The organism is Arenimonas sp., assembly GCF_047602345.1.
GTDB lineage: Bacteria > Pseudomonadota > Gammaproteobacteria > Xanthomonadales > Xanthomonadaceae > Arenimonas.
The window spans coordinates 548,429-561,404 of sequence record NZ_JASGHN010000006.1 but is presented as its reverse complement, the minus strand read 5'-3'; the positions used below and the strand labels follow the sequence as shown (position 1 = coordinate 561,404).

Sequence of the window (12,976 nt, the reverse complement as noted above, 5' to 3'; positions counted from 1 at the left end):
CAGGAGTCACCGATGTCGCAAACCCGTCCTTCCCCCATCGCCACGGTCAGCGCCGTGCTCGCGTCCATGCTTGCCGGTCTGTTCGGCATGCCGTCCTCCGGCAAGTCCGAAACCCTCGACGCGCGGGCCGCGGTGTCCGAATTGACGCGCCGTTCCGAAGAAGCCAATGCCGCCCTGCTGCGCGGCGATGTCGCGCGCTGGCAGGAACTGCTTCCTCTATCCGACGACTTCACCCTGATGTCGCCTTTCGGCGGCGTGCCATCGCGTCGATCCGAGTACACGACGGATCGCATCGAATCGATGGGGCGCTTCTTCAAGGGCGGCACGCTGGAGCAGGAAGTGGTGCAAACCTATGCGGCCGACGACATGGTGGTGCTCGCCGTCATCGAGCGCGCCCGCGTCTCGGTCGGCGACACGCCGGTACAACCCTGGGCGCTGCGCGTGACGCTGGTGTATCGCCGCGTGGGCGAGACCTGGTTGCTGGCGCATCGGCACGCCGACCCGTTGGCGGCCGGCGTTTCGTTGGAGGAGGCCGCACGGCTGGCGCGCGGCGAATGAGGCATGGTCCGAGTCAATCCGGGTGATGCGTTACGCCCATCGGATCGCCTGGATCGCCGGGCCGCCGGATAACGACGGCGGAATCCGCAGAACCGGCGTCGGCGGTCCTGCTTTCGGGCCGATTGCCGCCGACGCAGCTGACCGTCGGAATCCGGTTCGCGACAAGGACAGGGCCCACGTCTTCGGCCGAAGCATGGCGATGATGTTGCGACATGGTTTCCTCTTTAGATTGTCGTGCCGCGATTCGCGTCCGAGAGCCGCGCTTCATCCGGTCATGCCCAGGAACAGGCAGATCGGGAACGCCAGCAGCGATCCGAACATGAAGCCCATGCCCGCGGTGTAAGGCCAGCGATCGGCATCGTTCAACGTCTGCCTGATCAGCTCGGGATCGACGCCGTGGAGCGTGAGCTTCTCTTCCAGGCGCGATTTCTCCGCCGCGATGAGCCGACGCGCGATGAACGTGCCGATGGCGTAGCAGATGACGAATATAAGGGCGTATCGCATGGTCGTCCTTGGCCGAAGCGTCGTGCGCATCGCAGGGCACGATCGCGCGGATCGTGCATGCCTTCGTGCAAAGCGAAGCCGCCCGAAGGCGGCTTGGCTCTGCGATGCGGCGGATCAGATGTCCTTGCCGCTCTTGTCGGCGGGCTTATTCATGCCGGTATCGTTCTTCGAGCCCGGCTGGCCCTGCTTGGTCGTGCCATCGTCGCTGCGGGGCTGGCCCTGCTGCTTCGTATTGGCATCATCGCGGCCCTTGCCTTCCTGGCGAGTGTTGTTGCCGTCCTTGCTGTTGTAGTTGTTAGCCATTCGTAACTCCTTGCATTGCGCCGACAGGAGTGCCGGCGAACAAGGAGGTGCAACATGCGTGCCTAACGAGGCTGAACGGTTCAGTGGGCGATCAGTTGCGCGCCATGCTGGGTTCAGGAGCGCCTGCCGCCAGGGTTGCGCGCGAGGAAACGCCCGAGCCGCGCCAGCAACCAGCAGACGATCACCGCACCGAGCGTCACCCAGGGAAGCACGAGGACTTCACGACCTTCCTTGCCGTCCGTGCCCAGATAGCCCATCAGGTACACGCCGCTGAAACTCAGGCCGACGAACCCGACCCAGGCGCCGAGCGCGTAACCGACGATCATCAGCGTTATCCCGATCGGCCTGCGCATTAGGCGTCTCCCTTCAAACGGGTCGATGTTCGGTACCCAGCCCAGGCGTCAGGAACAGCAGGCGCGTGGGGCGATCGGTATGCGCCGTGTGCCAGATACCTTTCGGGATGAGGATGTAGTCGCCGATCTGTTCGAGGTGGATGCGCTGCAGGCCCTGTTCGAGTTCCAACAACAGATCGCAGGCGCCCGCGAGCAGCAGTACGAGTTCCTCGCCGGCGGGATGGCGCTCCCAACTCGACCAGGCTTCAGCGAATTCGAATGCGGACAACAGTCGCCCCTGGTCGAGTTCGGGAAAACGGCCCTCGCCCAAGGCTTGCCAGAAGTCCCCGTCGGCGGGAATCGCACGCATGCCGGCATCGTCCCGCACGTGCGCGTAAGTCCCGATCAGGTTTAGAGGCAGCGTTGGCATGAGGACTCCATGTCGCGATCCGATCGATTGGCAGATACTAGCGGCAAGCGTCGCGGGCCGTTCGGCGCTGGGACGAATGCAGGCGAGGGCGGTATGACCGAGGCGAAAACGAGCGCTTATTCCGGGAAATCCCTGGCCGGCAAGCTGGGCCTGAAAGCCGGCAGTCGCGTGTTGCCGATCGGCGCGCCCGGGGAGTACATGGCTTGGCTGGGCGATCTGCCGGAGAACGTGGAGTTCCTGTCCGCCGTCTCGTCGTCGGTCGACATCGTCCATCTGTTCGCGACCCGATCCGACGAACTGGCCAAACAGTTGAAGCGGCTGCGAACGGAACTGGGTCCGCATGCCGCATTGTGGGTGTCCTGGCCGAAGAAGGCGTCGAAGCAGCCGACCGACCTGGACGAGAATCGCATCCGCGACCTAGCCCTGCCGCTGGGCCTCGTCGACATCAAGGTCTGCGCGGTCAGCGAGGTCTGGTCGGGACTGAAGCTGGTGCTGCGCAAGGAATTGCGCGGTTGACCGCCCGCACGGGCAATGCGATCGCCGATACTGTGGGGCCGATACCCGGGAGCCAGCCGATGACGGGCGAAGAAGCAAGCAATCTCGAACTCGTTCGCGCTTACTTGAAGGCGCTGGAATCGGCCGCGACCGGCGAGGCGCTCGCGCGCTTCTTCGCCGATGATGTCGTGCAGGTCGAATTTCCGAACCGATTGAATCCGAACGGCGGACGCAGCGACCTCGCCACCCTGCTCAAGCGTGCCGAACTCGTACCTAACCTGCTGAGCGCACAATCCTACAAGATCGTGTCGGAGATGGCGCAGGATTCGCGCGTCGCGATGGAGGCGCGCTGGTCGGCGACCCTGGTCGTACCCTTCGGCGAAGTTCCCGCCGGCAGCGTCATGCGCGCGCATTTCGCCATGTTCTTCGAGTTGGCGAACGGGCGCATCCGCGTGCAGCGAAATTACGACTGTTTCGAGCCCTGGTGAACGCCATGATGGTTGCAAGCTCGGTCGCCCGCCGTACTCTGCTGTTCGTCTTGCTGCTGGCTTCCACGGCGGCGCTGGCCTCGTTGCCGCTGCAGGCGACGCTGGAAGAACTGGCGAAGGGCGCCGACCATATCCTGGTCGGCCGGATCGTCGGCGTGGACATGATCGACGCGAACGGGCGACCGATCACCGACAAGGACCGTCGGACCGGGCCGGGCCTCAAGGACAGGATCCGCCTGCTGATCGTCGTGGACGAAGTGCTGGTGACCAACGCGCCCAGCGTTCCGAAGCGCCTGGCGGTGCCGCTCGATCCTTTCATGCATTATCGCTACGGCGATGTCAGCGATGCGCACGCGCAGGCGTCGTCGCCGGAACTGATCCTCTTGCGCGGCAAGGATTTCATGCCGGTGGTCGCCGGCGTGTTCCGGCGCGACCTGAAAGACCGGGCCGAAGCGCTGCGCATCCATGCCGCCACGCATGCGAGTTCGCCGAAGAAGCCGACGGGAGAAGCCAAATGATCGTACGCATCTGGCATGGACGAACCCAACGCGAACGGGCCTACGCCTATGCCGCCTTTCTCGCGGAGCGCGCCATTCCGGACTATCGCGCCGTCGCCGGCAATCTCGGCGTCAGCGTGCTGCGTCGCGACGAGGGCGAGATCAGCCATTTCCTGATGGTGACGCGTTGGGCGTCGGAAGAAGCCATCCGTGGTTTCGCCGGCGACGACCTGCTCAAGGCCAAGTACTACCCGGAGGACACGGATTTCCTGCTCGAATTCGAACCGCAGGTGCAGCACTACCGCGTGCTCGGGTCGGACGGCGATCCGCCCGTCTGAAAGCGCGTCCTATTCTCCGGCCGGCGGTTCCCAGAGTTCGATCTTATTGCCTTCGGGGTCGATGACCCAGCCGAACTTGCCTTGTTCCGAACTTTGCGGATCGCCCACGACGTTGCAGCCTTCCGCACGCAACGCCGCGAGCAGCGCATCGAGGTCGGCGACGCGGAAGTTGATCATGAACGAAGCCGTGCTCGGCTCCATGTATTTCGTGTCCTGCTTGAACGGGCTCCAGATCGTCATGCCGGGTTCGCTGTCCGGGCCGCCCCAGGGGAAGATCGCGCCGCCCCATTCCGACACGTCCAGGCCGAGATGATCCCGATACCAGGCGCTGAGCGCTTTCGGATCCGCCGATTTGAAGAAGATGCCGCCGATGCCCGTAACGCGCTTCATGCCTGTGCCCCGGAGTAGGTGAGTGGATCGGCTGTCGTCTCGTTCTTCGTTCGCCGCGATCAGGGCCCGTTGGCCTGCATCGTTTCGTGCGCTTCCTGGCATTGAGCCGCTGTCTCGTAGACGACCCACTCCACACGCTCGTCGACCTTGCACTGGTGCGACTTGAGCTCGATCCCGAACGCATTGTTGCTCACCGTGCACTTGGGAGCTTTCTTGAGGTCCTTGTCGGTGAGCTTCTTGCAAGGGCTGTCGGGATCGAGCCAGTTGAATCCGTAGCTGCCGGCCTTCGGTCGGCTATCGCCGGCCGCGACGGTCGAGGCCGCTAGTAGCATGAGGGGCAGGCTGAGTTTCGCGATCATCGTTGCCTCCAGAGGGAAGTGGCGCTCGCATTCGCTCGCGTTGCCGCGAGGCTGCCGAGCGAGCTTAGCTCAGTCGTGGCTGACATCAAGCCGTCGCTGCGCCACGTGCCACAACACGCCCGACGGGTCAGTTACATAAGCGATGCGCAGCCCCCACGGTTGCAGGGCAGGCGCCTTGGGTGGCGCCACGCCGAAACGGCCGGGAAGATCCAGCGACTGGATGTGCGTCCACCAGCCATCGAGATCGTCGACCATCAACTGCATCATGAAGTTCTCGGCCCATTCCCGCTGGTAGTAATTCTGCAGGAGGAACTCTCCGTGACCGAGGCGGAAGATGGCGACGCTGGCGTCGAGCAGCTTCTCGAAGCCCAAGGCTTCGTAGAATCGCTTGCATAGCTCGAAATCCTTCGCCGGCAGGAAGGGACGGGAAAATTCGGTACCGGTCGGCATGCGGCTCATTCGATTTCTCCGGCAGATGCTGCCATAGCTCTGGTGTTGCGCTGCGTCCGAGAACGCAGAGTCTACGCCTTGCGGCGAAGCAGGTCGAAACACGGTCGGCGTTGGGTTGCTCGATGTCCTGGAACGATCGACGATCGAACCTGCACGCACGGCCCCAAAGCTTCGCCCGCGTCTTGGGCAGCCCAGGATGGCTAGAAACCACAAACCGCTGGATGGCTCTTGATCAACGGGCGGTCGGATTCGGGGATCAGCACCCATCGGTCGCCCGATTTGGCGATGGGCACGGGGCTCATGTAGTGATGCCAGCCGGCGGTTTCGTTGGATGGACCGATGAGCAGCTCCGAGGAGTCGTAGTACCACTTGCCCGTCGCGCGTCCCCAGACATTGAGTTTTTGCAAGACGTACGCCTCGTACGTCATGTCCGGGTTCAACCTGAGCAGCATGGTGCTGTCGGACTCGGCCCCATCCGCGTAGCAACCAGCGAGTTCCGACACGCTGGGCTTCACGATCTGCACGGATGTCGAGGCGCAACCGGTCAGGAACGCGGTGGTGAGAAGTGCGCGGAAGAGGTTCAAGCGGATTCTTGCGTCCGGGTTGAGCCGACCCGCTGAAAGGGTTCGGCGCGAACGAATGCTCAGGCCTCGGCGATCGCCGCGATCGAGACCCTGAGCCCGGGAACGCGGGCAGGAAGCTTGGCACCCTGGCGCGCCGGTGGATTGATCGGGAACCACCGCATCCATTCTTCGTTCATGCCCGGGAAGTCGTCCTCCTCGGCGAGCACGACGGTAACGCTCACGATCTTGTCGAGGGAACTGCCTGCTTCTTCGAGGATCGCCTGGATATTGGTGAGGCATTGGCGCGTCTGCTCTTGGATCGTCGAGCCGACGATCGCGCCCGTGACCGGATCGGCAGGCGCCGTGCCCGATACGAAGACCAGGCCGGCCGCCTTCACCGCCTGACTATAGGTCGCCGGCGGTTTCGCGGCCTTGGATGCGAAGACGATCTTTCTGGCCATGGCGGCCTCCTTTGGCGCTGGAAATGATGACTTCTCTTGAACAACGCTTGGATCTGGCGGAAACGCCAGACATCGCAGTTTCGCCCGTGGCGAATACTAGCAGGGGCCCCGCGGGGAAGGCCCGCGGCGTCGAAGCGGCCGCCCCAATGAACTATTAGGCCTCGAACCGCGGTTAGTGCCGCTGTGTCTTGCCGAGAAGATTGGCGCTAAGCAGCAGGAGGTAGATCGCAGAGCCATATACGACTACACCGACGGGTATGTTCAGTAGACGATACAGCGCAGGGGATGAATCATCAGGTTCGCCCTGTCGCGAAGTTGCAACGGCCTGAAGCCACGCGTCTTGCCAGTACAAGACACGAGCCAGAGCTGACCCCTCTATAGATTGTGCAAGTGCCCAGAGCGCGCAAGTGACTAGTACGCCACCTGCGACCGCGATCGGCAGCCGGACCTGGGGGCTCATCAGCGACAGTTTCTCCATGTTGCCTAACGCCTGAATTGAGTCGCGGACCCATCGCGCAGCGATTGGGACGTCGGCTTGAATGAATTGTTAGGCGGCACTCGCGGGTGTAAACCCAACCAGCGTTCGCCCGTGAAACAAGGCAACCGCACGAATTTTCTGGTCGCAGCCAGGACAGGAGGCTGAGACTTCAATCTGCCACTTGGCCTCTGGTGCCACAACCGAGTCAGGAAGACGAACTCCCAGATGCAGTTCAAAGTCATTCTCTACCGCTCCAGCGGGGAGAAACGGCGCATCGCAGAGGAAATCACAGAATGGGCAAGTCATCCACTCGCCGATCGAAAACTTCGGAACTTTCATTGCCGCCAAACTTACTTATTGGCCCCAAAAACGGGGGGGTAGCCGTATGGTCGAGCCGCTCGCGCTGCGCGTCAAGCAAGGCTACTGCATGCGTTCCAACAAGTCTCCCGGCCCGACGCGGCAAGGCTGATCGCCTCAACCCGAAAGCACGCTCAGCTTCACGCCGGCTTCGTCGAGGTAGCCGATTTCGTTGTCGAGATCGGATTCGGTCAGAGGGTGTTCGTGCAGCCAGCGACCGGAAAGATGCAACGTCAAATCGCCGTCCACTTCGAGCTGGAGCGCCGGCGTCGTTTCGGTGTCGTGACTGCGATGCAGCAGCACGGACAGGCGCAGCAGCAGGGCGCAGCGCAGCGCGGAACGCGAAAGGCGGTCGGGCAGCCCTTCGATGCTCTTCAGGTGCAGGCCGCGGCGCTGGTTGCGCACGAGCGCGGCGACGAACTGCTGTTCGGTGGCCGAGAAACCGGCGATGTCGGAGTGTTCGAGCAGGTAGGCGCCATGCTGGTGATGCTGGCTGTGCGCGATGACCAGGCCGAGTTCGTGCAGGCGCGCGGCCCAGCTCAGCAGCTTGCGTTCGTCCTCGTCTAGCTGCCAGGCCTCGGCGACCTGGTCGAACAGTTCGAGTGCGGTCGCCTCGACGCGCTGCGCCTGGGCCACGTCGACGCCGTAGCGCTCGCAGATGGCTCGCACCGAGGCTTCGCGTGGATCGCTGTCGCCGCCGCGGCCGATGATGTCGTACAGCACGCCTTCGCGCAGGGCGTTCTCGCTGACCTGCATGCGCTTGAGGCCGAGTTCGGCGAAAGCGGCATCCAGGATCAGCAGGCCGCCGGCGATGACGGGGCGGCGATCGGCCGACAGGCCGGGCAGCTTGATGTCGTCGATGCGATCGAATTCGAGCAACTGGTCGCGGATCGCATCGATCGCCACATCGGTGATGGCGCCGCGCGTGAGCTTCATCGCCGACGCCATTTCGCCGATGGCCTTGATCGTGCCGGACGATCCGTAGGCTTCCTGCCAGCCAAGGCTGCGGTAGCCGACGGCGAATTGCTGGAATTCGGCGGTGATTTCGGTCTGCGCGTCCTTCCAGCGCTTCTTCGACAGCTTGCCGTCGGCGAAGAAGCGGCGCGTGGTCGCGATGCAGCCCATCTGCAGGCTTTCGCGCTCCAGCGGCGTGAAATCGGCACCGATGATGAATTCGGTCGAGCCGCCGCCGATGTCCATCACCAGCCGGCGCTTGCCGCGCGGCGGATGCCCGTGTGCGACGCCGAGATAGATCAGTCGCGCTTCTTCGCGGCCGGCGACGACTTCGATGTTGTGGCCCAGCGCGGCTTCGGCCGGCATCAGGAAATGCTGCGGCAGGCGCAATTGGCGCACGGTGTTCGTCGCGATGGCGCGCACGCGTTGCGACGGGATCGTCGCCAGGCGCTGGCCGAAGCGCGACAGGCAGTCGAGCGCGCGCCCGCGCGCTTCTTCGCTGAGGCCGCCGCTGCCATCCAGGCCTTCGGCCAGGCGCACGTGTTCCTTGATGCGATCGACGATGCGCAACTGGCCCAGCAGGTAGCGCGCGACCACCATGTGGAAACTGTTCGAACCGATGTCCACCGCGGCCAGCAGGTCTCCATCTTGCAACGCGGGCGGGCGTGAGGTGGGCATGGTTCAGGCGTGGCAGATCTTCGCGAGCAGGGCGCCCTGGGCCGAATACGGCATCGCATCCGGTGCGGGCAGGGCGCGACTGTAACGGCCATCGGCATGCAATTGCCAGGCCTGCTGGTTGTCGGCGAGGTAGTTGGCCAGTTCCTCGTGGTAGACGCGCTCGGCCAGGGCCGGGTCCAGGATCGGGAAGCAGGTTTCGACGCGGCGCAGCAGGTTGCGTTCCATCCAGTCGGCGCTGGAGCAGAAGATCTCCGGTTTGCCATCGTTGCCGAACCAGTAGACGCGGCTGTGCTCGAGGAAACGGCCGACGACAGAGCGCACGCTGATGTTCTCCGAGAGACCCGGCACGCCGGGGCGCAGGCAGCAGGCGCCGCGCACGATCAGCTCGATCTTCACGCCGGCCTGCGAGGCGGCGTACAACGCGCGGATCACGCTGGCTTCGTTCAACGCATTCATCTTGGCGATGATGTGGCCCTTCTTGCCGGCCGCCGCATGCTTGGCTTCGCGCTCGATCTTCTTCAGCAGGCCCTTGTGCAGGGTGAAGGGCGAGGCCATCAGGCGCTTGAGCTTGATGGCGGGGGCCAGGCCGGAAAGCTGCTGGAACAGGCCGTGCACGTCGGTCGTGATGTCCGGATCGCAGGTCATCAGGCCGATGTCGGTGTACACGCGCGCGGTGCCGGCGTGGTAATTGCCGGTGCCCAGGTGCACGTAGCGGCGCAGGGCGCGGCCTTCGCGCCGCACGATCAGCATCATCTTGGCGTGCGTCTTGTAGCCGACCACGCCGTACATGACCTGCACGCCGGCTTCCTGCAGGCGGTCGGCCAGGCCGAGGTTCGCCTCTTCATCGAAACGCGCGCGCAGTTCGATGACGACGGTGACGTCCTTGCCGTTGTGCGCGGCGGCGATCAGGTGCTCGATGATCTTCGAGTCCTTGCCGGTGCGATACAGCGTCTGCTTGATCGCCAGCACGTCGGGGTCGTGCGCCGCGGCCTTCAGCAGGTCGAGCACGCTGGAGAAGCTCTCGTAGGGGTGGTGCAGCAGCACATCGCCTTCGCGCAGCGTCTCGAACGGCGTCTCTTCGTCCAGGCGGCTCTTGCGCGCCTTGAACGCCGGGAACTTCAGTTCGGGGCGCTGCACCAGGTCGTAGACCTGGATGACGCGATTGAGGTTGACCGGGCCGTTGATGCGATACACCGCATTTTCGGTCAGGCCGAAATTCTGCAGCAGGATCTTCAGGATGGATTTCGGACAGTTGTCGGCGATTTCCAGGCGCACGGCCGGGCGGAAGCCGCGACCCATCAGCTCGCCCTTCAAGGCGCTGGCGAGGTTTTCCACTTCTTCTTCGTCGACGAACAATTCGGAATTGCGCGTGACGCGGAACTGGTAGGCGCCCTTGACCGTCATGCCCGGGAACAGGTCGTCGACGAAGGCGGTCAGCACGGCCGACAGCAGGACGAAATCGTTCTTGCCGCCGGAAATCTCGGCGGGCAACTGGATGATGCGCGGCAGCGAGCGCGGTGCGCGCACGATGGCCATGCCGCCCTTGCGTCCGAACGCATCCTTGCCTTCGAGCACGACGACGACGTTGAGGGATTTGTTGAGGATGCGGGGGAAGGGGTGCACGGGATCGAGGCCGAGCGGCGAAAGCACCGGCAGGATCTCGTCCTCGAAATACTTCTGCAGCCATTTCTTCTGCTTGGCGTTCCAGCTTTCGCGCGTCAGTACGCGGATGCCGGCTTCGTTCAAGGACGGGCGCAGGGTTTCGTTCCAGAGCCGGTACTGCGCTTCGACGAGTTTCGCCGCCATGTCGTGGATGCGTTCGAGGGCTTTGGTCGGCGGCATGTGGTCGGGCAGCAGGGGCGCGCCGAACTCCAGCGCCGTGCGTACCGTCGCCGCGCGAATCTCGAAGAACTCGTCCAGGTTCGTGCAGGAGATGCACAGGTACTTCAGGCGTTCGAGCAGCGGAATGCCCGGATCCTCGGCCTGCGCCAGCACGCGGAAATTGAATTCCAGTTGCGACAGCTCGCGGTTGAGGAAGAGTTCGCTGTCGGACAGGGCGGCGATGTCGGTCATGGAGGAAGTCTAGCGGAAGGCAGGAGGGGGCATTCCGGGCGCGACATGGCCCGTGCGGATCAGGACTGGCGGGGACGCACGCGTTCCGGCCCGAACACGCAGGCGAACGTGCTGCCGCGCCCGACTTCGCTGTCCACTTCCAGCCGCCCCTGGTGCAGGCTCAGCACGTGCTTGACGATGGACAGGCCGAGGCCGGTGCCGCCCGATTCGCGCGAACGGCTGGTGGAGACGCGATAAAAACGTTCGGTGATGCGCGGCAGGTGCTGGGCCGGGATGCCGTAGCCGCTGTCCTGCACGGCCAATCGTGCGCCGCCGTCGGGCGTGCGGCTGAAACGCACGGTGACGCTGCCTTCGTTCGGCGTGTAGCGGATGGCGTTGCTGACGAGGTTCGAGAAGGCGCTGTGCAGTTCCTTGTCGGCGCCGAACAGGTCGCAGCGCGCCTCGTCTTCGATCACGATGCGGTGTCGGCCCTGGCTGAGCGCTTCGGCCTCGCGCCGCAGGGTGATCAGCAAGGGCTCCATCGTCACGGTCTCTTCCGTCAGCGACTGCTGCGATTCGAGGCGGGACAGGGTGAGCAGGTCTTCGACCAGTTGCGTCATGCGCTGCGACTGCTTGCGCATCTCGCCGACCATCGGCGCCCATTCCGGGCTGTCCTCCGGTTCCATCATGTCGAGGTAGCCGTGCACGACCGTCAGCGGCGTGCGCAGTTCGTGCGAGACGTTGGCGACGAAATCGCGGCGGACCTGTTCGAGCCGCATCAGCTGCGTCACGTCGCGCACCACCACCAGCCATTCTTCCGGCGAGTAGCGCAACAGGCGCAGGCTCAGGCGGAGGTTCTCGTCCACCGGGCTGGCCACGTCCATCAGCGGGTCGTCGGTATTGCCCGAGCGCAGCCATTGTTCGATGCGCGGGCCGGGCAGGGTCGCGAGCAGGGACGTGCCCAGGCTATGCGGGTAGTTCAATCCGAGCAGGCGTCGCGCCGACTTGTTGAACCAGATCAGGCGGTTTTCGCTGCGGCTGACGACGATGGCACCGTCGGGCATCGTCGCAGCGGCCTGACGATACGCGCGCAGCAGTCGGACGAGGCGACGACTGCGCGCGCGATTGTCGGTCTGGCGACGGTAGACCAGCGTTTCCAGCGCGGCCCAGAGTCCCTGGCCGTGCACGGCATGCAGTTGCTGGCGCCAGTCGAGGAAACGCGAAACGCGATACAGCCGCCAGTAGCTGCGCACGGCGACCAGGGTGGTGGCGACCAGCAGGACTTCCAGCAGGCGGTGCAGCAGCAGGCCGATCGCGACGGCAGCGGCGTAGAACAGCACCAGGCGGAGCAGGGACTGTCGCCAGGCCAGTCGCATCAGCAGGGAGCGGCGCATCCGTGCGTTCCGGTCTCAGGCGGACAAGGAGAAGCGGTATCCGGAACCGCGCACCGTCTGCACCATTTCTTCCAGGCGGGACGGTTCCAGCGCCTTGCGCAGGCGGCGGATGTGCACGTCCACCGTGCGCTCCTCGACATAGACGTTGCCTCCCCAGACGTGGTCGAGCAGCTGGGTGCGGCTGTACACGCGATCGGTATGCGTCATGAAGAAGTGCAGCAGACGGTATTCGGTCGGGCCGACGTGCACCGGCTGGTCGCCGGCATAGACGCGATGGGCGGCGCCGTCGATGCGCAGCTTGCCCACTGTCACCGAACCGTCATCTTCGTCCTCGCGCGAGCGACGCAGCACCGCCTTGATGCGGGCCAGCAGTTCGCGGGCCGAGAAAGGCTTGACGACATAGTCGTCGACGCCGGATTCCAGGCCGCTGACGCGATCGTTCTCTTCGCCGCGCGCGGTGAGCATGATGATCGGCACGTCGCGCGTCAGGTCGTCGCGGCGCCAGCGTCGGGCCAGCTCCAGGCCGCTGCTGCCGGGCAACATCCAGTCGAGCAGGATCAGGTCGGGCACGCGGTCGGCGATCGCGGCGGAGGCTTCGCGGGCATCGCCGGCGTGCACCGGGTCGTAGTCGCCCTTGCGTAGGGCGAAGGCGACCATGTCGCGGATGGCGGGTTCGTCGTCGACGATCAGGATTCTTTTTTGCACAGCCTTACCGTGTCATTGCCGGGGGTCGTGTGCAAGTAGATAAAACTTTTGTGACCATTGGGTTACGGCGGAGCCGCGGGTTTTGCCCGCACCCCGCGGTCGGCTGGAACAAGAGCGCGCAAGGATGCGGAACACCGGGTCGCGACCGACCCGGCGCGCCGACCATGACGTCCGCCTTGGGGAAGGGCGG

General features: G+C 64.5%; 18 protein-coding genes. 5 read left to right on the top strand and 13 right to left on the bottom strand.

Features of this window, described 5'->3' with window-relative positions; all coding sequences use genetic code 11:
- Positions 1 to 12 precede the first annotated feature (12 nt).
- Entirely contained in the window at positions 13 to 558 is a 546-nt protein-coding gene (locus QM707_RS07200) for a YybH family protein (protein ID WP_415001176.1), read from the top strand.
- Positions 559 to 822: 264 nt separating this feature from the next.
- Here the strand turns inward: QM707_RS07200 and QM707_RS07195 are convergent, their stop codons facing one another.
- The 4 genes from QM707_RS07195 to QM707_RS07180 form a co-directional block, all read right to left on the bottom strand.
- Positions 823 to 1,062, bottom strand: a complete 240-nt coding sequence (locus QM707_RS07195) for a hypothetical protein (RefSeq protein WP_415001175.1) — start codon at positions 1,060 to 1,062, stop codon at positions 823 to 825.
- A 114-nt stretch (positions 1,063 to 1,176) separates the two neighbouring features.
- Positions 1,177 to 1,365 (bottom strand): hypothetical protein, encoded by a 189-nt coding sequence (locus QM707_RS07190; RefSeq protein WP_415001174.1) that lies wholly within the window; start codon positions 1,363 to 1,365, stop codon positions 1,177 to 1,179.
- A 113-nt stretch (positions 1,366 to 1,478) separates the two neighbouring features.
- Entirely contained in the window at positions 1,479 to 1,718 is a 240-nt protein-coding gene (locus tag QM707_RS07185; protein WP_415001173.1) for a hypothetical protein, read from the bottom strand.
- Between the two features lie 13 nt (positions 1,719 to 1,731).
- On the bottom strand, positions 1,732 to 2,127 hold the full coding sequence (locus QM707_RS07180) for a cupin domain-containing protein (RefSeq protein WP_415001172.1): 396 nt from the start codon (positions 2,125 to 2,127) through the stop codon (positions 1,732 to 1,734).
- 93 nt (positions 2,128 to 2,220) lie between these two features.
- Here QM707_RS07180 and QM707_RS07175 point away from each other — a divergent pair, with 93 nt between their 5' ends.
- From QM707_RS07175 to QM707_RS07160, 4 genes are read left to right on the top strand one after another with little or no spacing between them, the layout of a single operon-like run.
- A complete protein-coding gene (locus QM707_RS07175) occupies positions 2,221 to 2,643 on the top strand; it encodes a DUF3052 domain-containing protein (protein ID WP_415001171.1) in 423 nt (140 codons plus the stop codon).
- Between the two features lie 59 nt (positions 2,644 to 2,702).
- Positions 2,703 to 3,110, top strand: a complete 408-nt coding sequence (locus QM707_RS07170; RefSeq protein ID WP_415001170.1) for a nuclear transport factor 2 family protein — start codon at positions 2,703 to 2,705, stop codon at positions 3,108 to 3,110.
- A 5-nt stretch (positions 3,111 to 3,115) separates the two neighbouring features.
- Positions 3,116 to 3,628: a hypothetical protein gene (locus tag QM707_RS07165; protein ID WP_415001169.1), complete on the top strand. Its 513-nt coding sequence runs from the start codon at positions 3,116 to 3,118 to the stop codon at positions 3,626 to 3,628.
- Positions 3,625 to 3,945 (top strand): antibiotic biosynthesis monooxygenase family protein, encoded by a 321-nt coding sequence (locus QM707_RS07160; protein WP_415001168.1) that lies wholly within the window; start codon positions 3,625 to 3,627, stop codon positions 3,943 to 3,945. The genes QM707_RS07165 and QM707_RS07160 overlap by 4 nt, the downstream gene beginning before the upstream one ends.
- A gap of 9 nt (positions 3,946 to 3,954) precedes the next feature.
- On the opposite strand, the gene QM707_RS07155 is transcribed toward QM707_RS07160, so the two are convergent.
- The 9 genes from QM707_RS07155 to phoB form a co-directional block, all read right to left on the bottom strand.
- On the bottom strand, positions 3,955 to 4,335 hold the full coding sequence (locus tag QM707_RS07155; protein ID WP_415001167.1) for a VOC family protein: 381 nt from the start codon (positions 4,333 to 4,335) through the stop codon (positions 3,955 to 3,957).
- A 59-nt stretch (positions 4,336 to 4,394) separates the two neighbouring features.
- Positions 4,395 to 4,694 carry a hypothetical protein gene (locus QM707_RS07150; RefSeq protein ID WP_415001166.1) on the bottom strand — a complete coding sequence of 100 codons (300 nt, stop codon included), beginning with the start codon at positions 4,692 to 4,694 and terminating at the stop codon, positions 4,395 to 4,397.
- Positions 4,695 to 4,763: 69 nt separating this feature from the next.
- Positions 4,764 to 5,153 (bottom strand): glyoxalase, encoded by a 390-nt coding sequence (locus tag QM707_RS07145; protein WP_415001165.1) that lies wholly within the window; start codon positions 5,151 to 5,153, stop codon positions 4,764 to 4,766.
- A 191-nt stretch (positions 5,154 to 5,344) separates the two neighbouring features.
- On the bottom strand, positions 5,345 to 5,728 hold the full coding sequence (locus QM707_RS07140; protein WP_415001164.1) for a hypothetical protein: 384 nt from the start codon (positions 5,726 to 5,728) through the stop codon (positions 5,345 to 5,347).
- A 59-nt stretch (positions 5,729 to 5,787) separates the two neighbouring features.
- A complete protein-coding gene (locus QM707_RS07135) occupies positions 5,788 to 6,168 on the bottom strand; it encodes a RidA family protein (RefSeq protein ID WP_415001163.1) in 381 nt (126 codons plus the stop codon).
- 952 nt (positions 6,169 to 7,120) lie between these two features.
- Positions 7,121 to 8,635 (bottom strand): exopolyphosphatase, encoded by a 1,515-nt coding sequence (gene ppx / locus QM707_RS07130; RefSeq protein ID WP_415001162.1) that lies wholly within the window; start codon positions 8,633 to 8,635, stop codon positions 7,121 to 7,123.
- A 3-nt stretch (positions 8,636 to 8,638) separates the two neighbouring features.
- Positions 8,639 to 10,708 carry a polyphosphate kinase 1 gene (gene ppk1, locus QM707_RS07125; RefSeq protein ID WP_415001161.1) on the bottom strand — a complete coding sequence of 690 codons (2,070 nt, stop codon included), beginning with the start codon at positions 10,706 to 10,708 and terminating at the stop codon, positions 8,639 to 8,641.
- 59 nt (positions 10,709 to 10,767) lie between these two features.
- Entirely contained in the window at positions 10,768 to 12,081 is a 1,314-nt protein-coding gene (phoR, locus tag QM707_RS07120; RefSeq protein WP_415001160.1) for a phosphate regulon sensor histidine kinase PhoR, read from the bottom strand.
- 15 nt (positions 12,082 to 12,096) lie between these two features.
- Positions 12,097 to 12,786: a phosphate regulon transcriptional regulator PhoB gene (gene phoB, locus QM707_RS07115; protein ID WP_415001159.1), complete on the bottom strand. Its 690-nt coding sequence runs from the start codon at positions 12,784 to 12,786 to the stop codon at positions 12,097 to 12,099.
- Positions 12,787 to 12,976 lie beyond the last annotated feature (190 nt).